General features: G+C 41.2%; 19 protein-coding genes, 6 tRNA genes and 1 pseudogene. 20 read left to right on the top strand and 6 right to left on the bottom strand.

What is annotated here, in order from left to right; all coding sequences use genetic code 11:
* Window positions 1–80 precede the first annotated feature (80 nt).
* The 8 genes from ACZ8ZH_RS11935 to ACZ8ZH_RS11900 all read left to right on the top strand — a co-directional run bounded on the left by ACZ8ZH_RS11935 (window position 81) and on the right by ACZ8ZH_RS11900 (window position 8,490).
* The gene (locus ACZ8ZH_RS11935) at window positions 81–1,091 is read left to right on the top strand and encodes a quinone-dependent dihydroorotate dehydrogenase (protein WP_086208392.1); all 1,011 of its coding nucleotides are present in this window, start codon (window positions 81–83) and stop codon (window positions 1,089–1,091) included.
* Window positions 1,088–1,672, top strand: a complete 585-nt coding sequence (locus ACZ8ZH_RS11930) for a CvpA family protein (protein ID WP_086208391.1) — start codon at window positions 1,088–1,090, stop codon at window positions 1,670–1,672. The genes ACZ8ZH_RS11935 and ACZ8ZH_RS11930 overlap by 4 nt, the downstream gene beginning before the upstream one ends.
* Before the next feature lie 24 nt (window positions 1,673–1,696).
* The gene (gene purF / locus ACZ8ZH_RS11925; RefSeq protein ID WP_086208390.1) at window positions 1,697–3,232 is read left to right on the top strand and encodes an amidophosphoribosyltransferase; all 1,536 of its coding nucleotides are present in this window, start codon (window positions 1,697–1,699) and stop codon (window positions 3,230–3,232) included.
* 87 nt (window positions 3,233–3,319) lie between these two features.
* On the top strand, window positions 3,320–5,206 hold the full coding sequence (locus tag ACZ8ZH_RS11920; protein ID WP_213033317.1) for a M48 family metalloprotease: 1,887 nt from the start codon (window positions 3,320–3,322) through the stop codon (window positions 5,204–5,206).
* A gap of 122 nt (window positions 5,207–5,328) precedes the next feature.
* The gene (locus ACZ8ZH_RS11915) at window positions 5,329–5,553 is read left to right on the top strand and encodes a hypothetical protein (RefSeq protein ID WP_470247737.1); all 225 of its coding nucleotides are present in this window, start codon (window positions 5,329–5,331) and stop codon (window positions 5,551–5,553) included.
* Between the two features lie 67 nt (window positions 5,554–5,620).
* Window positions 5,621–5,995, top strand: coding sequence for a hypothetical protein (locus ACZ8ZH_RS11910; RefSeq protein WP_470247736.1), 375 nt, complete (start codon window positions 5,621–5,623; stop codon window positions 5,993–5,995).
* A 2-nt stretch (window positions 5,996–5,997) separates the two neighbouring features.
* Complete coding sequence (locus ACZ8ZH_RS11905; RefSeq protein WP_119063503.1) at window positions 5,998–6,966, top strand: 2-hydroxyacid dehydrogenase; 969 nt, start codon at window positions 5,998–6,000, stop codon at window positions 6,964–6,966.
* An 84-nt stretch (window positions 6,967–7,050) separates the two neighbouring features.
* Entirely contained in the window at window positions 7,051–8,490 is a 1,440-nt protein-coding gene (locus tag ACZ8ZH_RS11900; protein WP_119063502.1) for a M48 family metalloprotease, read from the top strand.
* Between the two features lie 169 nt (window positions 8,491–8,659).
* Here the strand turns inward: ACZ8ZH_RS11900 and ACZ8ZH_RS11895 are convergent, their stop codons facing one another.
* Together ACZ8ZH_RS11895 and rpsU are read right to left on the bottom strand one after the other, a co-directional pair.
* Window positions 8,660–9,106 carry a GatB/YqeY domain-containing protein gene (locus ACZ8ZH_RS11895; RefSeq protein WP_004982206.1) on the bottom strand — a complete coding sequence of 149 codons (447 nt, stop codon included), beginning with the start codon at window positions 9,104–9,106 and terminating at the stop codon, window positions 8,660–8,662.
* Between the two features lie 33 nt (window positions 9,107–9,139).
* Entirely contained in the window at window positions 9,140–9,355 is a 216-nt protein-coding gene (rpsU, locus tag ACZ8ZH_RS11890) for a 30S ribosomal protein S21 (protein ID WP_001136722.1), read from the bottom strand.
* A gap of 146 nt (window positions 9,356–9,501) precedes the next feature.
* On the opposite strand from rpsU, the gene tsaD reads away from it, so the two are divergent.
* Window positions 9,502–10,518, top strand: a complete 1,017-nt coding sequence (tsaD, locus tag ACZ8ZH_RS11885) for a tRNA (adenosine(37)-N6)-threonylcarbamoyltransferase complex transferase subunit TsaD (protein WP_110975289.1) — start codon at window positions 9,502–9,504, stop codon at window positions 10,516–10,518.
* A 587-nt stretch (window positions 10,519–11,105) separates the two neighbouring features.
* Window positions 11,106–11,774, top strand: a complete 669-nt coding sequence (locus ACZ8ZH_RS11880) for an isochorismatase family protein (RefSeq protein WP_086208384.1) — start codon at window positions 11,106–11,108, stop codon at window positions 11,772–11,774.
* Window positions 11,775–11,867: 93 nt separating this feature from the next.
* Here the strand turns inward: ACZ8ZH_RS11880 and ACZ8ZH_RS11875 are convergent, their stop codons facing one another.
* Window positions 11,868–12,740 (bottom strand): ATP-binding protein, encoded by an 873-nt coding sequence (locus ACZ8ZH_RS11875; protein ID WP_119063501.1) that lies wholly within the window; start codon window positions 12,738–12,740, stop codon window positions 11,868–11,870.
* A 202-nt stretch (window positions 12,741–12,942) separates the two neighbouring features.
* Here ACZ8ZH_RS11875 and ACZ8ZH_RS11870 point away from each other — a divergent pair, with 202 nt between their 5' ends.
* The 8 genes from ACZ8ZH_RS11870 to ACZ8ZH_RS11835 all read left to right on the top strand — a co-directional run bounded on the left by ACZ8ZH_RS11870 (window position 12,943) and on the right by ACZ8ZH_RS11835 (window position 16,173).
* A complete protein-coding gene (locus ACZ8ZH_RS11870) occupies window positions 12,943–14,454 on the top strand; it encodes a DUF3336 domain-containing protein (RefSeq protein WP_110975292.1) in 1,512 nt (503 codons plus the stop codon).
* Window positions 14,429–15,253, top strand: a complete 825-nt coding sequence (locus tag ACZ8ZH_RS11865) for a protein kinase domain-containing protein (RefSeq protein ID WP_119063500.1) — start codon at window positions 14,429–14,431, stop codon at window positions 15,251–15,253. The genes ACZ8ZH_RS11870 and ACZ8ZH_RS11865 overlap by 26 nt, the downstream gene beginning before the upstream one ends.
* A gap of 107 nt (window positions 15,254–15,360) precedes the next feature.
* Window positions 15,361–15,445, top strand: a tRNA-Leu gene (locus ACZ8ZH_RS11860).
* A gap of 35 nt (window positions 15,446–15,480) precedes the next feature.
* Window positions 15,481–15,554: transfer RNA gene (locus tag ACZ8ZH_RS11855), tRNA-Trp, on the top strand.
* 33 nt (window positions 15,555–15,587) lie between these two features.
* Window positions 15,588–15,672 (top strand) — tRNA-Leu (locus ACZ8ZH_RS11850).
* 189 nt (window positions 15,673–15,861) lie between these two features.
* A tRNA-Leu gene (locus ACZ8ZH_RS11845) sits at window positions 15,862–15,946 on the top strand.
* A gap of 35 nt (window positions 15,947–15,981) precedes the next feature.
* Window positions 15,982–16,055 (top strand) — tRNA-Trp (locus tag ACZ8ZH_RS11840).
* Between the two features lie 33 nt (window positions 16,056–16,088).
* Window positions 16,089–16,173 (top strand) — tRNA-Leu (locus ACZ8ZH_RS11835).
* A gap of 130 nt (window positions 16,174–16,303) precedes the next feature.
* Here ACZ8ZH_RS11835 and ACZ8ZH_RS11830 read toward each other — a convergent pair.
* The 3 genes and pseudogenes from ACZ8ZH_RS11830 to ahpC all read right to left on the bottom strand — a co-directional run bounded on the left by ACZ8ZH_RS11830 (window position 16,304) and on the right by ahpC (window position 18,531).
* Window positions 16,304–16,507: a hypothetical protein gene (locus tag ACZ8ZH_RS11830; protein ID WP_004696295.1), complete on the bottom strand. Its 204-nt coding sequence runs from the start codon at window positions 16,505–16,507 to the stop codon at window positions 16,304–16,306.
* Window positions 16,508–17,034: 527 nt separating this feature from the next.
* Window positions 17,035–17,766: a hydroxyacylglutathione hydrolase gene (gene gloB / locus ACZ8ZH_RS11825; protein WP_119063499.1), complete on the bottom strand. Its 732-nt coding sequence runs from the start codon at window positions 17,764–17,766 to the stop codon at window positions 17,035–17,037.
* Window positions 17,767–17,968: 202 nt separating this feature from the next.
* A pseudogene (ahpC, locus tag ACZ8ZH_RS11820) lies at window positions 17,969–18,531 on the bottom strand (alkyl hydroperoxide reductase subunit C).
* Window positions 18,532–18,875: 344 nt separating this feature from the next.
* Between ahpC and hrpA the strand changes: the two are divergent.
* Both hrpA and ACZ8ZH_RS11810 read left to right on the top strand, forming a co-directional pair.
* Window positions 18,876–22,811 carry an ATP-dependent RNA helicase HrpA gene (hrpA, locus tag ACZ8ZH_RS11815; RefSeq protein ID WP_119063581.1) on the top strand — a complete coding sequence of 1,312 codons (3,936 nt, stop codon included), beginning with the start codon at window positions 18,876–18,878 and terminating at the stop codon, window positions 22,809–22,811.
* A 30-nt stretch (window positions 22,812–22,841) separates the two neighbouring features.
* The gene (locus ACZ8ZH_RS11810; RefSeq protein WP_119063498.1) at window positions 22,842–23,954 is read left to right on the top strand and encodes a beta-ketoacyl-ACP synthase III; all 1,113 of its coding nucleotides are present in this window, start codon (window positions 22,842–22,844) and stop codon (window positions 23,952–23,954) included.
* The last annotated feature ends 156 nt before the right edge of the window (window positions 23,955–24,110 follow it).

Here is a 24,110-nt window from a genome sequence, read left to right as displayed (position 1 = left end):
TAAAGCCAGACGAGGCATGGTGTTTTAGCTAGGCTATGCCTATAATATGGCGACTTAAAAAGCAGTAGACTTTTGCAGATATGTTGTATTCTCTTGCCCGCCCTTTGTTGTTTACTTTAGCACCAGAGCGTGCACATGAGCTAACATTATCGCTATTGAAATTGACACATAAAGTTGGCTTAATGCGTCAAAATATAGCGGCTAAACCGGTGACATGTATGGGCATCGAATTCCCTAATCCTGTGGGTTTAGCTGCTGGCCTAGATAAAAATGGTGCTTATATTGACGCACTGGCAGGTTTGGGTTTTGGTTTTATTGAGATTGGAACCATTACCCCACGTCCTCAGGCAGGGAATCCTTTGCCACGTTTGTTCCGTGTTCCGCAAGCCAAAGCTATTATTAACCGTATGGGTTTTAACAATGATGGCGTGGATCAACTGATTGAAAATGTCAAAGCAGCAAAATTTAAAGGTGTTCTGGGCATTAATATTGGTAAAAATGCCGATACTCCAGTAGAAAAAGCAGTAGATGACTATTTGATTTGTTTAGAAAAAGTCTATAACTATGCCTCTTATATTACGGTCAATATTTCCTCTCCAAACACTAAAAACCTACGTAGTCTACAAAGCGGCGATGCGCTGACAGAACTATTAGAAACATTGAAAAAACGTCAACTGGAACTCGCAGAAGAGCAACAACATTATGTGCCTTTGGTGCTTAAAGTTGCTCCAGATTTGGAAGCGGAAGATATTCAGTTTATTGCGAAACAATTGCTTCAGTTTAAAATTGATGGCCTGATCGTGACCAATACGACTTTATCACGCGAGGGTGTGGAAAACTTACCGTTTGGTGATGAAGCAGGTGGTTTGTCTGGTGCACCTGTATTTGAAAAAAGTACAGCGTGTTTAAAAGCGTTTGCTGATGCTTTGAAGGGTCAAATTCCGTTGATTGGTGTGGGTGGAATTTTATCGGGTGAGCAGGCTGTTGCAAAACAAAATGCAGGTGCAAGCCTTGTACAAGTTTATAGTGGCCTCATCTATACAGGGCCAACTTTAATTCAAGACTGCGTCGCCGCACTGAAAACAACATGAATGCCATTGATATCTTCATATTGATTATATTGCTCATTGGAGGGCTTAACGGTTTGCGTCAAGGATTTGTCAAAGCCTTTGCGAACTTGATAGGATGGATTCTAGCACTGATTTTAGGTGCGAAATTTGCAACTGTCCTAGCACCTTCGATGGTCTCACTCAGTGAAGATCCAGTGGTTCAAAAAATTGCAGCTTTTGCATTTATTGTATTGGTTATTGTGGTTTTGACGTGGTTCGTCACGGCATTACTCAACAACATCTTAAAGAGCTTAAAACTCGGACCTTTGAATCGTTTAGCCGGTGGTGCGTTTGGTTCTTTAAAAGGGTTGTTAATTGTTCTGATTACGATGCAAGGTGTGGGATCTTGGGTAGAAACGTCTCCATATTGGAAACAATCCAAGTTTGTACAAACACTTTTGCCTTACGCGCCTTTTGCGATGCAGCTTTCAAAAGAAGCGGCCAATGAGGCTATGTCACATATCAAGTCTGAAGATGCACATGTATCTTCAGATTCTTCACCTAAAATTTCCTCGAAAAATGCTGAGGGGCAGGGTGAGTCAACAAATAATCCTTTTTATTAATCCTAGCTTGTCTGCGAGGTTGCTATGTGTGGAGTAGTTGGTATAGCTGGTAAATCAGCTGTTAACCAAATGTTGTTTGATGCATTAACGATGTTACAACATCGTGGGCAAGATGCAGCTGGGATAGTAACCTGCCACGAAGGTCGTTTATTTTTACGTAAAGACAATGGCATGGTTCGCGATGTGTTCCATACTCGCCATATGCGTGCATTACAAGGTAATTACGGTATTGGCCATGTACGTTATCCTACGGCGGGTTCATCGAGCAGCGCTGAAGCGCAGCCTTTCTATGTGAACTCACCTTATGGGATCACGTTAGCGCATAATGGTAACTTAACCAATGCTGAAGAAATTCATGATGATCTGTTCAAAACAGACTTACGTCATATGAATACAGATTCAGACTCGGAAGTGCTGTTAAACGTGTTTGCACACGAGCTACAAAAACGCGGTAAATTGATGCCTACGGCGGACGATATTTTCCACGTAGTCAGCAAAGTACATCAGCGTTGTAAAGGTGGTTATGCTGTAGTTGCGATGCTTACAGGCCACGGTTTAGTGGGTTTTCGTGATCCAAATGGTATTCGTCCACTCATTTATGGCTCGCGGGAAACTGATGCTGGGATGGAATACATCATTGCATCTGAATCAGTTGCTATTACGGCACTTGGCTTTAAGGTTGAGCGTGATATTGCCCCAGGTGAAGCGATCTTTATCGACTCGAAAGGTCAGATGTTTACTAAGCAATGTGCTGAAGCGCCTGAATATCGTCCATGTATTTTTGAATACGTGTACTTTGCGCGTCCAGATGCAATCATTGATGGTATTTCAGTCTACAAAGCACGTTTAAAAATGGGCGAAAAACTTGCTCAGAAAATCCTGACGGAGTGGAGTGAAGAGCATGACATTGATGTGGTGATTCCAATTCCTGATACTTCACGTACTTCAGCGCTTGAACTTGCAAATATGTTAGGCGTGAAGTTCCGCGAAGGCTTTATGAAGAACCGTTATATTGGCCGTACCTTTATTATGCCAGGTCAGCAACTACGTAAAAAATCAGTGCGTCAAAAGCTCAACCCTGTTGAACTAGAGTTCCAAGGTAAAAATGTACTGTTGGTAGATGACTCAATTGTACGTGGTACTACGTGTAACGAAATTATCCAAATGGCACGTGATGCGGGTGCGAAAAAAGTTTTCTTTGCTTCTGCTGCACCAATGGTGAAATATCCAAACGTCTATGGTATTGATATGCCTGCGAAAGATGAGCTCATTGCATCAGATCGCAGTGTGGAAGAAATTCGTGAAATTATTGGTGCTGATCGTTTGATTTTCCAAGATTTGGAAGACTTAAAAGCGGCTGTGCGTACCAGTAAAGTGCCTGATTTGAAAGAGTTTGATTGCTCTGTATTTGATGGTAAATATGTTGCAGGCGGTATTGATGAAGCATATTTAAATGAATTACAAGCGAAACGTCGCGAAACATCGAAGAAAAAAGACAGTTATATTGACGTCAATATTGATGCAGCTTCTGTTGATTTGACGGGTGTAAAAGAAGTCTAAGCGATTTAGCGTGGAGAAAAGCGGGAGTTTCCCGCTTTTTTCATTTATGATGGATTTGATTAGGCAATGTAAGAAAAGGGATTTACATTGAAAGGTGTAAGTTATTCAATCATAAAGAATAAAAATATGTTGTGGTCTGCGAGTATTTGTATGCTTGCAGTGCTCTTGTCATTGTTTATTTTAAATACGGTGGTTGGTCTTCTCGTTTTTTACTTTGACCCGAGCCAAAGCATTTTTTGGCACAGCTTGAGTGTTTACTTAATTGGTGTATTGCTCCTCATAATGGGCTATTCAGTTGTTTATGAATTGTATGTGTTTCGCTCAGGGGGACATAGCTTAGCAAAGCAACTGCGTGCACGACGTTTAAGTTTGATTGAAAGCACACCTGAAGAAAGTATTGCGCTGAAAATTACTGAAAAATTAGCAGATACTTTTTTAATAGAAACCCCTGCGATCTATGTTTTGCCTGATGAAGTAGGGGTCAATGCATTGACTGCGGGTTTTGAGCCGAAAAATATTGCAATTATTATAACATGGGGTGCCTTACAAAACCTCGATGAGCTTGAGCTGACTGGTCTGTTAAATCATGAATTTAACCAAATTCTATCAGGTGAAACAGCAGAAAATACACGTCTGAAAATTCTATATAGTGCCTTAACCACCTTTAGTCAGTGGGGCAGTAAAATTGCTAAATTGGGCTTTTCAACTCATCATAAAAAGTCACAAGGTTTTGAGACGACATTTGTTGCAACAGGTGGTGTAATTTGGTTGGTGGGCAGTTTAGGTGTATTGGTCACACGTTGTATCAAGTTTTTAACCTTGGGCGGGCGAACTCTAAAAAATGACATGAAAACGCGCCGCCTGATGCAAAACGATGCCAATATTCAAACACTAATGCGGATTTATGTGCATCATGCAGGCTCGCAAATTCATAGTGAATATTCGGAGTCGATTGCACATATGTGTTTTGCTAACTCTTTAAGCGCTCAGAGCTGGATGAATATTCATCCAAGTATTGAAGAGCGTATTTATGAAATGAATCCGAATTTGGTACAAGATATACAACTCGAAAATTTAGAGAAATTACGTAATCGTCCTTTGTTTGGCTTGTTTCGGTCCTTAGAGGAGCAATATACTGACTTTCAAGCACCGTGGACGTCCCCACAACCTTTACCTTTGCTACGACTATCCCCCATTAGTTTTGCGATTAAAGATGCGATTAAACCATTGAACCCTGAAGTGCGTGCACATATTGAACGTCCAGAGTTGATTCAGCGTGCGTTACAGACTGCAACAGGTTCGCGAGAATTAATGGTCGCGATTCTCATGATTCGCCAGTTTCGTGAATTTATCCCTGCTGAAGCGGAAGTCAGTCGTGCCATTGTTGACTCACTATTAAATCTTGATGGACGTGTGCACATTTCTATTTTCCATGAGGCCTGTCTAAATATTGGGGGAATGCCTGCCACGATTGCACGTCAGTTTTTACTGAAACTGGCGAGAATTATTCAGGAGGATGGGGAAATCGGTCTTTTGGATGCTTTGTTGCTAGAACGGGTTAAATTTGAATTGAATCTATTGCCTGTGCATACGCCAGCCGCACTGGATGAAGTTAAACCGCAGATTGTGCGCTTGATTGATGCGCTGTTGCATGTACAGCAAATCAATAGTGAAACACAGTTGGAAGTACGTGAGAAAATTTTACGTCGGGTTCTGACCCTTCAAGAGTTGGAGCAATATGCAGAAATTTCAGATGAGCCGATTGATTTGGCAGAAATTTTAAATGATATGGCTGGGCTTCTACTCCGAGATCGTTTAAGCATCTTGGGGGTGGCTGAAATTTGTTTGTGGAATGACCGCATCATTACTCAAGATGAGCAAGATGTTTTGGAGTTGCTCTATTGGCGTCTTGGTTTTGATAGTGAAGAGATCGTTGAGCAAATGCAGAAGAAAAACCGCTTGATGATTGTTTAGTAGATTGGAGACTTATGGGGGGGCAGTATTTGCCTATTGAGTATGCAATACCGTGTGAAAAGCAAAGCATCTCTGGGCATTTGTCGTTAGAATAAGCATTGATCGGTAGGTGAAGTGAAAAGATGATCGGGCATCAGCGTGAGGTTTTGGCAGGTTTAGGAATTGATTTATGGGTTCCGCGATCACTGCCGTCTCAACAAAATGTTGCACCTTCGATTTGGAGAGATCAAAACAGTGCGGAACGTATTTCTGAAATTATTGTGCCTCAGGTTCAACCCAATGCAGAAATAACCATTGAACGTCCGCTGATTCAAAAAGAGAATCCGCATCCAACGCCATCTCGCTGAAATTGTAACACAGCCGATCCAACAAGAAGTTGTTACAGCGCTCAAAGAAGAGATTGTCCGAGAGACAATGCATGTTGATGCTTTTCAGTTGCAGGCGATTACCTTGGCGCATTGTGCTTTGGTCATAGATGCTTCTTCATTGAGTGCCGAGCAGCAACAACTTTGGCAAAATATCGTACAAGCTTTACCTGCGCAAAAGTATGCGTTGAATTGGCCATTCCCTTTGCTTAATTTACAAGATGGGCGTGGCGTGCAAAGTTATATCCAAGGTTTCTTTGATGGCTTAAGTCAGGGTAAGACAGTCATTGCACTGGGTGCCATACCAAATGCTAATGGTGTAAAATTCACACAAGTAGCAAGTTTGCAAGAAATGCTGGATCAGTCTTTGTTGAAAAAAGCGCTGTGGCAAATGATGCGAGTAAAACAACCCAATACGGAATAGATATGAAGCAAAAAGTCGTTGTTTTTAGTCAAATTGATACAGAAGTATTGGAGCGCCTAAAGCAGCGTTATCACGTGGTGGTCATCAATCCGAAAGAGGGTGATGTTAATATGCAGATCCGTGAGCAAGTTGCGGATGCGGATGGCATGATTGGCGCAGGGCGCGTACTCAATCAAAATAACCTAGAAACTGCGAAACAGCTCAAAATTATATCTAGTGTCAGTGTTGGTTATGATAACTATGACTTGAGCTATCTTAATCAAGCAAAAGTTTGGCTGAGCCATACGCCACATGTGTTAACCAATGCGACAGCAGATTTGGCTTTTACTCTATTGATGAGTGCAGCGCGTCAAGTGCCCTATTTAGATCAATGGACCAAAACTGGACAATGGCTAAGAACCGTAGGTCAAGCACAGTTTGGTCAAGAAATTTTTGGACAAAACTTGGGGATTATTGGCTTGGGGAATATTGGTGCTGCGATAGCACGTCGAGGTTTTCATGGTTTTAACATGAATATTTTATATCATGGTCGTCATGAAAAATTAGAATTAGCCCAAGCCTTAAATGCGCGTTTCTGTGGGTTGGATGAGCTGCTGGCGCAGTCTGACTTTGTGGTGGTAGCCGTTGATTTGAATGCACATACCAAGCATTTGATTGATGCTAAAGCCTTTGAGAAAATGAAACCGCATGCGGTTTTTGTCAATGTTTCTCGCGGTGCAGTGGTGGATGAGCAAGCACTGATTCAAGCATTAGAACAAAAGCAAATTTTTGCAGCAGGTCTGGATGTCTATGATAAAGAGCCTTTGCAAGATTCTGGTCTGTTTCAATTACCGAATGTCGTCACTTTGCCACATATTGGCTCTGCAACAGAAGTAACTCGTAAAAAGATGGCAGAATTGGCGTATCAAAACTTAGTAAAGGCTTTGGATGGAGATCAGCCACAATATCTGGTGAACCCTGAATTTAAATAAAAAATTGATAACACTTCATTGCATTTTCATTCAATTATCAATGTTATAGTGATTTTATTCCTTTAAATAAAGTTGGGGTGAGGGTTGAAACGTTTTCTGTGTGCATACAGTTTAAGTCTAATTTCGACTGTTGGTTTTGCAGAAAATCAATTCTCAACAACTGCGCCCCAATTCAATGTACCTGAAATTGGTTCGGGTATAGGTTTTATTGACCAATATAACGAGCGTTATATTGGAGAGAAAGTCTATCGTGAAGTGCACCGTCAGCTTCCAGTTATGCAAAACACTTGGTTGGAAGATCAATTGTTGAAGGCTTTTTCCAATATTTTGAGTCAAACTCAACTTGGACAGCCGATCGGTCTGGTTGTGATAGATGATCCACAAATTAATGCTTTTGCAGTCCCAGGTGGTTTGTTTGCATTAAATGCAGGCTTGATCACCAATGCCAATAATATGGACGAAGTGGCAGGTGTTATGGCGCATGAGATTGCGCATGTCACACAGCGCCACTACAGTCGTTCACAGGAGGCATTTAAGGGGCAGGGCTTACTTGCTTTGGCTGGTATTTTGGTGGGTGCTTTGGTTGCTTCAAAAGCAGATGGGGATGTGGGTTCTGCCGTGATGGTGGGTACACAGGCTGCGATGATGGACAAGCAGTTGTCCTATAGCCGGAACCAAGAGCGTGAAGCTGACCGTATAGGTATGCAATATATGTATGGTGCGGGTTATAACCCGCAGAGTATGGCTGACTTTTTTGAAGTGATGCATCGTGCGACTAGTCGAGTGAGCTTTTTGCCTGACTTTTGGCTCACACATCCACTGACAACGGAACGAATGAGTGAAGCGAGGCTCAGAGCAAATCAGCTGCCTAAAGTGAAGTCTTCTTGGCGTGATGAAGACTTTGAAATCCTAAAGTTATACACCTTGGTCGCTTCCAATCAAGCCACAGAGCAGCAATTACAGACGTTAGTAAACCAGAACAGTTATGCAGCAGAGCTAGCTTTGGCTAGTTTTTATGTGAAACAGGGTGATTATAAGCTTGCTCAACAAGTATTAGATCAAGCAAAGTCGCATCAAAGATTACATAATTTGCAAACCTTGATTCAGACCGATATTTTACTTGGGCAAAATCGGGTGAATGAGGCTTTAGCAGTGATCCAATCACCTGCGAGTATCATGCCTGAAAATCGTGCTTTAAATTATAAGTTAGCAGAAGTGTATATTCAGCAAAAACGACCTGAACTGGCACAACCTGTGTTAAATCGGTTCCTAAATACCAATCCTAGAGATGTAAGTGCATGGCGCCTGATGCAACAAGCAGCGAGCTTAGATAAGCAATCTCCAATGCATACTGTTAATGTTTTGCGGTACCGGGCTGAGGTACAATTTTGGTCGGGCTTTGAGGAAGAGGGAATTAAGTCACTATTGCATGCGCAGCGTTTAGCGAAAGATAATGAGTCGATGTCTGCAACAATTAAAATGCGTTTAACGCAAATGCAGAAAGATCGACAATTTAGAGCTTAATCCAAACTGAGCTGCAAAAGTAGTGTGTTGAACGGGGTAGATTAGAGATTGATAATGGTTTGAAAAATAAAAAAGAGAGAAGATTTGAGAGAATTATTTTTATGACAAGTAAACTTTGAACTGCCTTTTTAAGGGTCAGTTCAACGTAATGGATTTAAAGATTTTTAAATTAAGCCAGTTTTGCTTTAATTTTAGCTGAAACTTGAGAAGGATCGGCGCGCCCGGCTATGAGCGGACGCAGAGAATTCATCACCTTACCCATATCTTTCATGCTAGTAGCTTCTTGCGCTGCAATCGTTTGCGCAATCATGGAATCAAGTTCTTCCTCAGTCATAGCTTCTGGTAGAAATTGAGATAAAACCTCAAGTTCGGCTTGTTCCTTACTAGCTAAATCTTCTCGACCAGCACCTTCGAAGGCTTTGATCGATTCTTTACGTTGTTTAATTTGTTTTTCAATGACCGCAAGAACTTGAGCGTCGTCAAGTTCTTTGCGCTCATCGACTTCGATTTGCTTAATTGCTGCCTGTAGACCACGAATTACCGTTAACTTATCCATTTCTTTAGCACGCATAGTGGCTTTCAAAACTTCAGTTATTTGGCTTTTTAAAGTAGTCATTATTTAGTCCAGACAGTCAATCACAAATTAATCTTAGTAAAGGCGAGTAGTACGTACTGATTCACGCGCCAATTTCTTTTGGTAGCGTTTAACAGCAGCAGCTTTTTTGCGCTTACGTTCTTGAGTTGGTTTCTCGTAGAATTCGCGCTTACGAACGTCAGCCAAAACACCCGCTTTTTCGCATGAACGCTTGAAACGACGGATAGCTACGTCTACTGGTTCGCCTTCTTTCAATTTAACTTGTGGCATGAAGAATCCTCATTAAGTTATGGATAAGATCAGGGCGATATTGCCCATGATCACAAGTGAAGGTCAGTATTTTACTCATTTACATCTCATACCACAAGTCTATAATGGTTCATGCAATAGATTTGATACAGGTTATAGGCAGTTTAATGATCGTTTTAGGCTTAGAAACATCTTGTGATGAAACAGGACTTGCCCTTTATGACAGCGAGTTGGGTTTGCGTGGGCAAGTGCTGTACAGCCAAATTAAACTGCATGCAGAGTATGGTGGTGTGGTGCCTGAATTAGCTTCACGCGATCATGTACGTAAACTTATTCCCCTCATAAATCAGTTGCTTGAGGAAAGTGGGGTGCATAAATCTGAAATAGATGCTGTAGCCTATACACGTGGTCCAGGGTTGATGGGCGCACTCATGACAGGTGCATTATTTGGTCGGACTTTGGCTTTTGCCTTAAATAAACCTGCAATTGGCGTACACCATATGGAAGGACATATGTTGGCTCCGCTTTTATCAGCGACACCACCTGAATTTCCTTTTGTGGCACTTTTGGTTTCAGGTGGGCATTCTCAGCTCATGGCCGCTTATGGTATTGGTCAATATGAGCTTTTAGGCGAATCTATTGATGATGCCGCTGGTGAAGCTTTTGATAAAGTGGCGAAAATGATGGGTTTACCTTATCCAGGTGGCCCGAATATTTCAAAACTGGCTGAGCAAGGTGACCCGAATGCTTTTGCTTTCCCGCGTCCAATGTTGCATCAGGGGTTAGAGTTTTCATTTAGTGGTTTAAAAACAGCCGTATCTGTGCAAATGAAAAAATTAGGTGATGAAAACCGAGATGCAGATATTGCGGCGAGCTTCCAAGAAGCCATCGTGGATACTTTAGTGAAAAAATCAGTCAAAGCACTGAAACAAACGGGTTTAAAGCGTTTAGTGATTGCTGGTGGTGTCAGTGCCAATAAACGTTTACGGGAACGTTTGGAGGCAGATTTAACCAAGGTTCGCGCTCAAGTCTATTATGCGGAGCCTGCACTGTGTACAGATAATGGTGCCATGATTGCTTTCGCGGGCTATCAGCGCTTAAAAGCAGGGCAGCAAGATGGACTTGCAGTAACCACTACGCCGCGTTGGCCGATGACGGAACTCACCAACCCAAGTGAAGTTTAAAGATTTCATTGAAACACTTAAAAGCCCAATCTGTTTTATTGGGCTTTTTTATTTGTTTCAATAAAGTGTATCTAACCGAATGAGGTATATAAATAGGTTGTGTGAACTTTGGCTCATGTTGGGCTTGGCTGAAATAAAAGGGTTGGTCTTGTTTGGAATATGTATCTTGCCTTGACTTATGCGCTTGGATTTGACTCGTGCTAATGATATTTGCGTATAGAGCACATGATTATTGATTTTAAGGAAGAATATTGAAGTCACGTGGTTTCTAAAGTGATTTGTAAATCTATTTTTCAAAGGTCTTGGTTGGTATTAAATAATTAATTTACAATAATTTAATTTGAATTTACTGTTTGATGAAATTGGTCAGGGTTTATCCAAAGTGACTGGCAAAATTACAAGAGAGAACATGAATGTTCTTTCTGAAGGGAGTTTTATTGATTAGTTTATATAAAAGACAGATATAGTTATTTTAAATAAACAGGTCATCATTATTATAACTTTTAATGATATGTCCATCTGTCTTAGGAACTTCCATTGCAACAATGGGGGTACACAATTAGAAGAAAATGTTAGAGGTGTTTATCATGACAGCAACTAATGGAATGTTAGATCCAGATGATTCAGTTATTTTATTGATAGATCATCAAAGTGGACTTTTTAATACAGTACGGGATTTGCCTGTACCTGATTTACGAAATTATGTCATTGCAATTGCAAAAGCAGCAACATTGTTAAATATCCCAGTGATTACTACTGCCTCTGTACCAGACGGGCCAAATGGGCCTTTAATCCCTGAAATCCACCATTTTGCACCCCATGCAGTTTATGTTCCTCGTACTGGACAAATTAATACATGGGATAATCCACGCTTTGTTGATGAAATTAAGAAAACAGGCAGAAAAACTTTGATTATTGCGGGAACCCTGACCAGTGTATGTATGACATTCCCAGCCGTAAGTGCACGTAAGGAAGGCTATAATGTGTATTGTGTTGTAGATGCTTCTGGTAATTGGAATAAGATGGCGACGGATACATCAATTGCTCGTGTTACCCAAGCTGGTGCGATTCCAACTGATACTTTCGCCATTGTGGCTGAGTTAATGCGCACTTGGAACCGTCCAGAAGGTTCTCGTTTTGCTGAAATTATTTCTGAACATATCTGCCCAGAATATAAGTGTTTAATGGAAAGTTATGCAAAAGCGCAAGCAGTTGTGAAAGATGGACCTGAAACGAACTTAGACAAGTATCAATAAACTGAAATTAAACTTAGTTTTTTCTAGTAACTAGATTACAGCACCCCAAATGTTATATAGATTTTTGGGGTGTTGTTGATTTAAACAAAAATATTAAATTTGTTTGAGTTGCTGTGAACCAATCCAATGTTTAGAGAACTGATACGCTGCACGTCCAGAGCGCTGACCACGCGCCTGACACCAACGCAATGCCTCAGCACGTACTATGTCATCCATGCTGATTTGAGCTTTTGATAAGTAATGCTGTACGATTTCTAAATACAAGTTTTGATCCATTGGATAAAAAGACAGCCACAATCCAAAACGATCAGAGAGTGAAATTTTTTCTTCAATCGCTTCTTGTGGGTGTAGTTCGTTATATTGTGGTACATCGACACGAGTTACAGGTGTATTTTCATGCATAAACTCGGGTAATAAATGACGACGGTTACTGGTGGCATAAATAATAAAATTACTAGAACCAGACTGCAAAGATCCATCCAGCACACTTTTTAAACTGCGATAGTTTTCATCTTCTGCGTTAAAAGCTAAGTCATCGCAATATACAATAAATTTTTCAGGACGTTCTGCGATGAGCTTTTGAATCTCAGGTAGTTCAGATAAATCATCACGTTCAATTTCAATCAGTCTTAACCCTTGCTCTGCATATTCAGTTAATAAAGCCCGCACAATAGAGGATTTTCCTGTACCACGAGAGCCTGTGAGCAGGACGTCATTGGCAGGTAAACCATTGAGAAATTGTTCAGTATTTTGTAAAACTTTCTCTTTTTGGCGCTCAATCCCTTTTAAGTCATTCAATTCGACACGCTTGAGTTGATGAATGGCTTTTAATTCACCATTTTGCCATTTAAATGCAATCGCCGAGAAATCAGGTGCTTGTTTAACTTCGGGAAGGCTTTGCTGTAGCTGTTGGAGTACAGTCGATAGTGTTTCTAAGATATTGTTGGGTAGGTCAAGAGTTGCCATGATCAATCAGTTTATAATTACACTTGGAATTGATATTAACACCCGATTTAGGCACATCAAACCCTTAAAATGGCACTAATTTGCCAATTTTAGGCTTGAAATGGCAATTGTAATACTCCCATAATTTACACATAGTCGTTAGACTAACTCTGGCAATGTTAATGATGTTTTAGGAAAATAAAAAAAGTGGGTGAGGACAAATATGTTGTTTAAAGATTTCACACGGGAAATCAACCCGCACCAAGCCTATCGCATTAAAAAACTAAAGCAGCAGTTAGCACAGGCGGAAAATTATACTGAGTGGAAAAATATTGCGCTGAAGATTGATGAGGAATCAGGGGCGCAAGAGTGGAAGTATGATAACTGTTCACCTTATTTTGATGCAGAAGTGATTACCCATCGCTTAGGATTGTTGAAACGCTATCGCCAACAAAAACGAACGACTGATCTAATGTACCTTCTGCGTGAAGGTTTAAGCTATGATATTGCCAATATTGCTCATCCTATGCTGTTCACAGCAACTTATGTGGGCACCAAAAAAATTATTGAAGACTATATTGATGAAGTCAGCCTAGGTTTAGCATTTGTGGCATCTACGGATTGCCAATGTCTAGATAAACAACAAAAAATTGAATTTTTTCAACATTGCCAAAAAGCCTTTGGACAACCTGCACTGATGTTTTCAGGTGGTGCAACCTTGGGGTTATTTCATACAGGTGTATGTAAGGCTTTGCTTGAACAAGATCTGATGCCAAAAGTACTGTCTGGTTCGAGTGCTGGAGCCATCATGACAGCGATGCTAGGACGGGCAACGCCTGTGGAAATGCTCGGTATTTTAAATGGTGAAAACTTCTTTACCGATGCTTTTCAATTTCGGGGTTTTCGCGAAGTTCTAAAAGGCAATGGTGGTTTGGCTGATGTAAAGCATTTAAAAAGCTTTTTGATCGCGAACTTAGGTGATGTGACTTTTGAAGAGGCTTTTAAGCAGTCAGGCCTATACAACAATGTCGCGGTTGCACCTTATGATGCCTCACAAAATGCACGCATCATGAATACTTTTACTTCACCGGATTTATTGGTGTGGAGTGCTGTCTTAGCGTCCTGTGCTGTGCCAATTTTGTTCCCACCCGTCAAACTGACCAGTAAGCGACATGATGGTTTATATACGCCCTATATGTCTTCTACGCGCTGGGTGGATGGTAGTGTGCGTAGTGATTTCCCTCAGGAAAAGATGGCGCGTTTATACAATTTAAATTACACAATTGCCAGCCAAGTCAATCCACATGTCGTGCCCTTTATGCAGTCGGATGAAGCACGTTTCCGTAAAGACATGCTGAGCTGGCCTGAGCGTATTGTACGTCGGCAGGGTAAAGTAATTAGTAAAGGTGTCATGGACTTTGCCCGCGAACGTGTAGGTAATATCCCGCCGATCCGTCGTTTACTGGACCATGGCTATGGTGTGGTTGATCAGCGTTATTATGGCGATGTAAATATTGTGGGAAAATATGGTCTACGCCATTATAGTTATATGTTACAAAATCCACGGCCACATCTGTTTAAGCTCCTACAACGTGAAGGCGAGCGTGCAACTTGGCCTAAAATTTCAATGATTGAGACACATGCCCGTGTCGGTAAAACAATTCAGCATTGTTTGGAAGTCTTAACTGAGTTGAATACGGCAGAAATGAATGAATCCGAATTCTTGGCAGTTTGATCGTCAAGAATTGAACATGCTCGAGTTGTCGCTTCATACTCCGACTCAGCGTTTGAGTTGGGGGAGACGACTTTATCGCTTTGAAGTTGCAGGGCAGAGATATTGGTTAAAGTTTCAATTGGCATCCAGTTATTCCGTACTTATTGATGGTTTTAATGCAGAGTTCAGCTTTTATCAGCATGCGCTTGCGATGTCGCCACAACCAACGTTTTTGCCTGAAGTACAAATTCTTGAAAATTTTGAGTTTCATTCAGAGCAGGTGAGTGCTGCGCTTATTTTAAAAGACCTGCCACCTTTACTTGTAAGAGATCCGCGTCAGTTAAGTTGTGATCATGTCATTCATATTATCTTCAAAATGTTGAATGCTGTAGAAGAATTACATCAGATGGACTGGATTCATGCTGACTTAAAACCTGCACATTTTTTATTGGCAGGTTCGACATGTAAATTGATTGATTTTGAGCAAAGTCAAACAATTGGTGGAACTGGACATCAACAAACTATAAATGCAACGCCACGCTATATGGCACCAGAGTTATTTCATGGTGAAGCAAAGACAGTACAAACTGATCTTTACGCACTGGGCATTATTTTACTTGAGTGGCTGAGCCAAAGCCGTTTACAGGCGCAAAGTTATCAAGATTGGGCCTATTTACATTGTCAGTCATTAGACATAGATATTCCACATGGTTTTCAATGTTTTAATGCACTTTTAACGGGGCTTTTGACCAAGCAAAAAAGTCAAAGACTTCAGAATATCATGGACGCAAAACGATGCTTAATGACTGAAATTGAATGAGAAAAAGCCAAGTATAAGGTTTTTGTTTCTTATTTAATCAAATGAGTGGGTATTTCTTAAAAATCGCTTGTCATGCGAAAATGATCCCTATAGTATACACAGCCATTGGGGACGTGGCGAAATTGGTAGACGCACTGGATTTAGGTTCCAGCGCCGCAAGGTGTGAGAGTTCGAGTCTCTCCGTCCCCACCATAAATCATTTGAATTAAGATGATTTATAAGGCCATAGAGGATTGGTGTAATGGTAGCATGACGGTCTCCAAAACCGTTCGTCAAGGTTCGAATCCTTGATCCTCTGCCAACTTAAAGTCTAACGCAAAGTTAGCACCCTGATGGGGACGTGGCGAAATTGGTAGACGCACTGGATTTAGGTTCCAGCGCCGCAAGGTGTGAGAGTTCGAGTCTCTCCGTCCCCACCATCAGTAATGAAGCAAGGTATAGAGCCTTGCTTTTTTATTGCCTAAAATTTAGTAAAGAGCTAAATAGCCTTTTTATACAGATAGTGCATAAAAATAGATTCAACTGCCGATTTTATAGTAGAAAAGCGGGTGATTGCTTATAAAAGCGCTTGTCATATAGTGTCTATCGCTATAATATACACAGCCATTGGGGACGTGGCGAAATTGGTAGACGCACTGGATTTAGGTTCCAGCGCCGCAAGGTGTGAGAGTTCGAGTCTCTCCGTCCCCACCATAAATCATTTGAATTAAGATGATTTATAAGGCCATAGAGGATTGGTGTAATGGTAGCATGACGGTCTCCAAAACCGTTCGTCAAGGTTCGAATCCTTGATCCTCTGCCAACTTAAAGTCTAACGCAAAGTTAGCACCCTGATGGGGACGTGGCGAAATTGGTAGACGCACTGGATTTAGGTTCCAGCGCCGCAAGGTGTGAGAGTTCGAGTCTCTCCGTCCCCACCATCAGTAATGAAGCAAGGTATAGAACCTTGCTTTTTTATTGCCTGAAATTTAAGAATCCATTCATCATAAAAAAAGCCCCCATAAGGGGGCTAAGTTTTGATTCATCACGCGAAGTAAGTATGGAGCAATTTTAGGCTTTCAAATGGTCTTCGAATTCTTCACCGAGCTGCATGGCCAAGTTATTTCCCGCGAGGTCGCAGGTCACCAGTCCATATTCTTTTTTAAAGCTAAAAGTAAAGCCACGGTTGTCTGCTAAAGTTTTGACTGAATAACCCAATTTCTCTAACCAAATACGAAAGGCGATGAGGTTTTTTGCTTTCACTACTTTTTTCACGAGGATATTCCTTATTCACTGATAAATTATTAATAGGGATATTTCACGCTTTTTTAAAGGGGATTTTTTTATATATTTCTATTTTTGCTGTTTTTTAGCACGTAATCAGGCTATCCATCATCATGTAGAAATCATAAAGGAAAAGGCTTTATGGGCTAAAAATTTACAAGATATTGAAAAATAATAAAATTTAAAAGATGGAAATCCCTTTTTATAATATTGCTAAAATGAGAGCTAGAAATATTTTGTAGCGAATAGAAATGTAATGATTTTTTTCAAAGCTGGGATGTTTTGAAAAAGTAGGATCATTCTGTCTTTGTGATGATCATTTGCGTTTAGCATCGTGTGAGTTGAAATTATTTCTGTGGAAATTTTGACAGATTAAACGCTCATGGTAATAGCGCCAACTGAGCGTTGAATTCAAGAGAAAATCTCTAGACATTATCGGAGTGTTTAGGCTTGTCTGACGAGAGCCTTTGGTATGAAGTAGAGACTGCACTCGTCAGCAGTCTCTCTAGGGGGGCGCTTTAAAAATGGTCTTTCAGATCGCGCAGTCGCTTAAACTCTTCAACGTTTTCTGTACGTAAAAAAGGATTGGTTTCAAGTTCGATTTCAATACTGCTCGGGAGCGTACATTGACCCAAATAGCGCATGGTTTCTACATGGTCTAAACGCTCTTGAATGGCAATATTGTCTGGTTCGACATGGTTGGCAAATTTCGCGTTAGAGAGCGTGTATTCGTGCGTACAATAGACTTTGGTGTCGGCTGGCAAAGCTGCTAAACGATTGAGTGAATGGTACATCTGCTCATGTGTGCCCTCAAACACTCGCCCACAGCCCATAGCAAACAGGGTGTCACCGCAAAATAGAGTTTGGATGGATTCGATAAAGTACACAATATGGCCCAGTGTATGACCAGGAACGGCTAAAACATCGACATGTAAATCATGAAATGCAAAGTAGTCATCATCCATTAATGCATGGGTGATAAAAGGAATTTTTGATAATTCCTCCCGTGGTCCATACACAGGAATATTTCGACTTGCGATCAGGTCAGCGACACCGCCAATATGGTCTTTATGCCAATGAGTCAGCCAAATTTGAGCAATGCTTAAACCATGTTTAGTGCAATATTCTTCAACTAATCCCGCTTCTGTTGGGTCAATTACTGTGACTTGTTTTGATGTGGTGTGTTCTAGCAACCAAATGTAGTTTTGGAGCTGATTTTTCACATCAATCATATGAACTTGATAAGTCATCTTTTTTCTTCAATGTGTTATATGTATTCATTCTACTGTAGCGGGTACAGACACTGAATTCTAGTCATGAATCATGGAAGACGTAAAAGGATAGGTATTTATTGTTTTATGCTTTCTCTTTCTTGTCATATTGTACTGTTATCTTGGCCATAAAAAACCACGCTAAAAAGCGTGGTTTTTTATGTGTTCAATCTAATTTAGATTAGATTTTACCTACTAGGTCGATTGAAGGAGCAAGAGTTGCTTCGCCTTCTTTCCATTTAGCTGGGCAAACTTCACCTGGGTGAGCGTGAACGTATTGAGCTGCTTTAACTTTACGAAGTAATTCTTGAGCATCACGACCAATACCACCAGCGTTGATTTCAACGATTTGGATTTTGCCTTCTGGATCGATTACGAAAGTACCACGGTCTGCAAGACCAGCAGCTTCGATTAGAACGTCAAAGTTTTTAGAAAGAGTCCAAGTTGGGTCGCCGATTAATGGGTATTGATTTTACCAATAACTTCAGAAGTGTCGTGCCAAGCTTTATGAGTGAAGTGAGTGTCAGTAGAAACACCGTAAATTTCCACGCCTAATTTTTGGAATTCAGCGTAGTTGTCAGCAAGGTCACCAAGTTCAGTTGGGCAAACGAAAGTGAAGTCAGCTGGGTAGAAGAATACTACAGACCATTTGCCTTTAAGATCTGCTTCAGTTACGTCAACAAATTGACCGTTGTGATATGCAGTAGCTGCGAATGGTTTTACTTCAGTATTAATTAAGCTCATCATTGTCTCCATGATTGGGGTTTGTATTTAATGCTCTATAGGGTATCGAAATTTTTGTTATTGCTGAAACAGTATTTTTACATTACAAGAATCGGAAAAACCGAATCTTACTCCAGACTATCTCAGCGAATCTGATCATTCTGTTCATTTAGCATGATAAATATGATGACTAAATGACAAAATCATCTATTCCGCAACTCGTCTACAGACATGATGTCCTTAGGCTTAAAATTCAAGGGGATATTTGAAAAAAGTTAAAATTAAAAAAATTAGGCTGTACTTTCGCTTCGTTGTATTACCACGTAAACTAAGCGATTGATGTTTTTGATGTGGGTATTTTTTCTGTGCAGAGTCCTTTAAATATAGAGCAATTGGTGATGGTCAAAGACCGTCATCGTTTAAACCGACTCAAAAAAGGAAAAGATGCCAACGAAAAGCAATATCAAGCATTATTTGAACAGTCACATTTAAAAGTTTTAGAGCGTATTGAACGCATTCCAAATATTAAACTGAACCAAGACCTGCCTGTTACACAGTATGCAGATAAGTTAATTGATGCCATTCAAGCGCATCAAGTGATTATCGTTGCAGGGGAGACGGGTTCGGGTAAAACGACGCAGCTACCGCAAATTGCGATGTTGGCGGGTCGTGGTTTAACGGGTCTGATTGGTCATACACAGCCACGTCGTTTGGCCGCACGTAGTGTTTCCCAGCGTATTGCGGAAGAAGTTGGTGAAAAACTTGGCGAGTCGATTTCCTTTAAAGTTCGTTTCAATGAACAAGGATCGCAGGACTCTATTGTCCGTTTAATGACTGATGGTATTTTGCTGGCAGAGCTGGCCAATGACCGTTATCTCAATAAATACGACACCATTATTATTGATGAAGCACATGAGCGTTCGCTCAATATCGACTTTATCATGGGTTATCTCAAACAGCTCTTACCCCGCCGTAAAGATTTAAAAGTCATCATCACTTCGGCAACTTTAGATGTAAACCGTTTTAGCCAGTACTTTAACAATGCACCTATTTTTGAAGTAGAAGGTCGTAGTTTTCCAGTCGAACTACGCTATCGCCCTGTCTCTGAAATGAGTATTGTCGGTAGTGATGATGATGAGTTTGATGACTTTGAAGAAAATTTGCCGCGTGCCGTAGTGCAAGCTGTAGAAGAATGTTTTCGGGATGCACAAGAAAAAGGCCACCCTGAATATGCTGATACTTTAATTTTTGCCAGTACCGAACAAGAGATTCGTGAGCTACAAGAAACTTTGCAAAAGCATGGGCCGCGGCATACAGAAATTTTACCCTTATATGCGCGCTTGGCCTTGGCTGAACAACAAAAAATCTTTAATCCATCGGGTGGCGGGCGACGCATTATTATCGCCACCAACGTTGCAGAAACAGCACTGACTGTACCCAATATTCGTTATGTGATTGACAGTGGTTTTGCGCGTATTTCTCGCTATAACTATCGTTCACGTGTACAGCGTTTACCGATTGAAGCGGTTTCTCAGGCCGCAGCAAATCAGCGTAAAGGTCGTTGTGGTCGTATTGCCCCAGGTGTATGTATTCGTTTGTATTCTGAGGAAGATTTTCAAAGTCGCCCTGAGTTTACCGAACCCGAAATTAAGCGAACGAACTTAGCTTCAGTTATTTTACAGATGCAAAGTTTAGGGCTGGGTGCGTTAGAAGATTTTGATTTCATTGAGCCGCCAGATCATCGTTTAGTTAACGATGGTCGTAAGTTGTTGGTTGAACTTGGGGCAATGACGGAGAAAGGTAAAGCCCCTCTTTTGCAAAGAGAGGTTGGGGGAAATACATCTGAAGACAATCCCCCTCAATCCCCCTTTTCCAAAGGGGGAAGTAAAGGAGATTTAACCAAAATTGGTCAACAAATGGCCAAAATGCCAATTGACCCACGTTTGGCCCGTATGATTTTAGGCGGGGCACATTTTGGTGTGTTGAATGAAGTCTTGGTGATTGTTGCCGCTTTGGCCGTACAAGACCCACGTGAACGCCCTGCGGATAAACAAATGCAGGCGGATCAGAAACATGCGTTGTTCCGTGAAGCCGATTCTGACTTTCTGTTCTATCTTAAACTTTGGGAAGCACTGGTTGCCAACCGTGATATGAGTGAAAACAAACGTCGTACTTTTGCCCGTAATCACTTTTTAAGCTGGTTGCGTTTACGTGAGTGGAAGAAAACTCATGAGCAATTGGTTGATTTGGCAAAGGGCTTAAAGCTGTCTTTTAATGAGAAAAAAGCCAATTATGAAAATTTACACCGTGCGCTTTTAACAGGTCTACTGTCCTTTATTGCCAATAAAACCGATGAACGCAATGTGTTTATGGCGGTGCGTCAGCAAAAGGCTCGCATTTTTCCAGCATCTACCTTACATAAGACCAATACGCCTTGGGTCATGGCTTTTGAGATGGTGGAAACTTCACAGGTCTATATTCGGACACTGGCAAAAATTGAACCTGAGTGGATTTTGCTTGCAGCAGGCGATTTGTTAAAGCACCATTATTTTGAGCCACACTGGTCGAAAAAAGCAGGCGTGGTTAATGCCTATGACCAAATTTCACTATTTGGCTTAATTATTGAACCAAAACGTCAGATCAATTATGAAAAAGTCGACCATGTTGCAGCACATGAAATTTTCCTTCGAGATGCACTGACGACAGGACACTTGGGCATTACACCACCATTTTTAAAACACAACCTGCTTAAACTTGAAGAGGTAGAGCGGGTCGAAGATAAGCTACGTCGCCGTGATTTGGTGGTAGATGAAGAAACCATTTACCAGTTTTATGCGGCTAAAGTTCCTGAAGAGGTGGCAAGTCGTCGTAGTTTTGAAGACTGGCGCGCAACGGTTGAACCACAAAACCCACGTTATTTATTTATTGATGATGATTCGCTGTGGATGAACGACCGTCCAACCACACAGCAATTTCCCGATTTTTTACGTAATGGTGAACTGCGCCTTGCGGCCAGTTACCGTTTTGATCCAAGCCATGACGAAGATGGAGCAACGGTGAAAATCCCGTTGCAAGCCTTGCCTCAGGTGGATGAAAACTTGTGGTCGTGGGGCATACCTGGTTGGCGTCAGGATTTAATAGAGGCTTTACTCAAAGCGTTACCTAAAGATAAACGTCGTCACTTGGTGCCTATCCCTGATACGGCTGCAAAGCTAATGGCGAAAGTAGATGCCATGCATTTGCAGCATATTTTTAGTTTCTTAGCCTTCCAGTTACGTGGCGAACAAATCACTGAAAAAGACTTTAGCTTTGAGCGAGTTGAACAATATTTGTTGCCACTGATTAAAGTCATTGACGACAAAGGCCGTGTGATTGAACAAGGTCGTGATTTAGCTGAGTTAAAAGCGCGCTGTCGAACGGAAACCCATAGTCCCGTCAAACAACTCAAAGGAGAGTTCCAAACTTTCCCTGAAAGTTTTGTGTTTGAAGCATCGCAAAAAGTGACGGGCGTGGTGGTGAAGCAGTATCAAGCTTTGGTCCCGACTAAGACATTTGCAGCATTGGAACAAAAGGATGAGTCTGGTGTCGTGATTCAGACTTTTAATGATCAAGCTGAGGCAACTAAACAGCACCGCGAGGGTGTACTTCGTTTGGTGCATATACAATTGGGAGATTTGGTCCGTCAGTTGAAAAAGCAAATTTCCAAACCGTTGGCATTGGCGTATTCACCTTTGGGTGATAAGGCAAAATTGGAACAAATGCTGGTTTATGCCACACTGCAAATGTCGATCAATGAACTGCCGGTCAATGCACAAGAGTTTGAAAACTTAGTTGCAAATGTCAAAAAAACTTTTCTGACTCATGGGCAAAAAGCACTGGCAGATGTGACAGAGATCTATATCCAATGGCAGGATATACGTCGAAAGTTGTTGGTTTTAGATGATGCGGTGTTTGGGAAAAATATTGATGATGTTGAAGATCAGCTAGATTTGATGTGCTTATCAAACTTTGTTTACGTAAAATCTTCCGACATTTGGCTTGAATTTCCTCGATATTTGAAAGCATTGGTCTTGCGTTTGGAGCGCCTGCCCAATAACCTACAAAGGGATAATTCTGCCATTGATCAAGTTGACCCGTGGATGGAAAAATTATTTAAGTTTAAAAATGACACTCGCCTTAAAGAATTGTATTTCATGGTTGAGGAGTTTCGGATTTCTTTATTCTCTCAGCCGATGAAGACAAAGATGCCCATTTCTCCGACTCGCTTGCAAAAAGTATGGGAAAAACTTGGAATCAGTTAAACTATAGGTAATTTAAAGAAGGAGTTTTACATGGGCATCCGCATTACAGGTACGGGTCTTTATCATCCTGAAGACATTATTACCAATGAAGAGTTAGTTGAAAGTTTAAATGCTTATGTGGAACAGTATAACCTAGACAATGCTGACAAAATTGCTTCGGGCGAGTTGGAAGCCCGTCGTGGGTCAAGCGCAGAGTTTATTGAAAAAGCGTCTGGTGTAAAACGTCGTTATGTGGTTGAGAAAACAGGGATCTTAGATCCGAAGCGTTTACGTCCATTGTTACATGAGCGTTCAAATGATGAACTCTCGATTCAAGCCGAATGGGGCGTGATCGCAGCGAAACAAGCGATGGAAAATGCAGGCGTAACTGCAGAAGATATTGATGTCGTGATTTTATCATGCTCAAACTTACAACGAGCTTACCCTGCGGTTGCAATTGAAATTCAAACTGCACTTGGTATTCAAGGCTATGCCTACGACATGAACGTGGCATGTTCGGCAGCAACTTTTGGCATTAAACAAGCCTATGATGCAATCAAAGCAGGCGGACGCCGTGTATTATTGGTGAATGTCGAAATCACCTCTGGTCATACCGACTACCGTTCACGTGACTGCCATTTTATCTTTGGTGATGTCGCAACGGCTTCAATCATTGAAGAAACCGACAGCAAAACTGGTTTTGAAATTGAAGACATTAACTTATTCACACAGTTTTCAAATAACATCCGCAATAACTTTGGTTTCTTAAACTTAAGTGAAGTCGATGCAGACATTGAAAATAATCGTTTCGCTCAAGACGGTCGTAAGGTGTTCAAAGAAGTTTGTCCACTGGTTGCCAAAATGATTACAGCGCAGCTTGAGAAAAACAATATTGCACCGACTGATGTGAAACGTTTCTGGTTGCACCAAGCCAATGCCAGTATGAATGAATTGATTTTAAAATTGGTTGTGGGCAAAGAACATGCTCAACCCGATTTAGTGCCAATCATTTTAGATGAGTTTGCAAATACCTCGTCCGCAGGGGTCATCATTGCGTTGCACCGCACAGCAGACCAAGTTAATGATGGTGAATATGGCATCCTGTGCTCATTTGGTGCAGGTTATTCTGTTGGTGCAGTACTGGTGAAAAAACACGTTGCATAAGGCTATATGTTACGAGTTGAGTCTGATGCGAAATGGATTAAACGGTTTAACTTCGATCTAAAGGCTAGTTCGCACTGATCTATATTGGTGCTGAGTGGTCAAATGTATCGCAAGCTGTAATGTATATGGCGGATCATTCTAAGTACGTATATTCGA

The organism is Acinetobacter sp. SW-226 (assembly GCF_055632855.1).
This window is presented reverse-complemented; position numbering and strand designations above follow the sequence as displayed.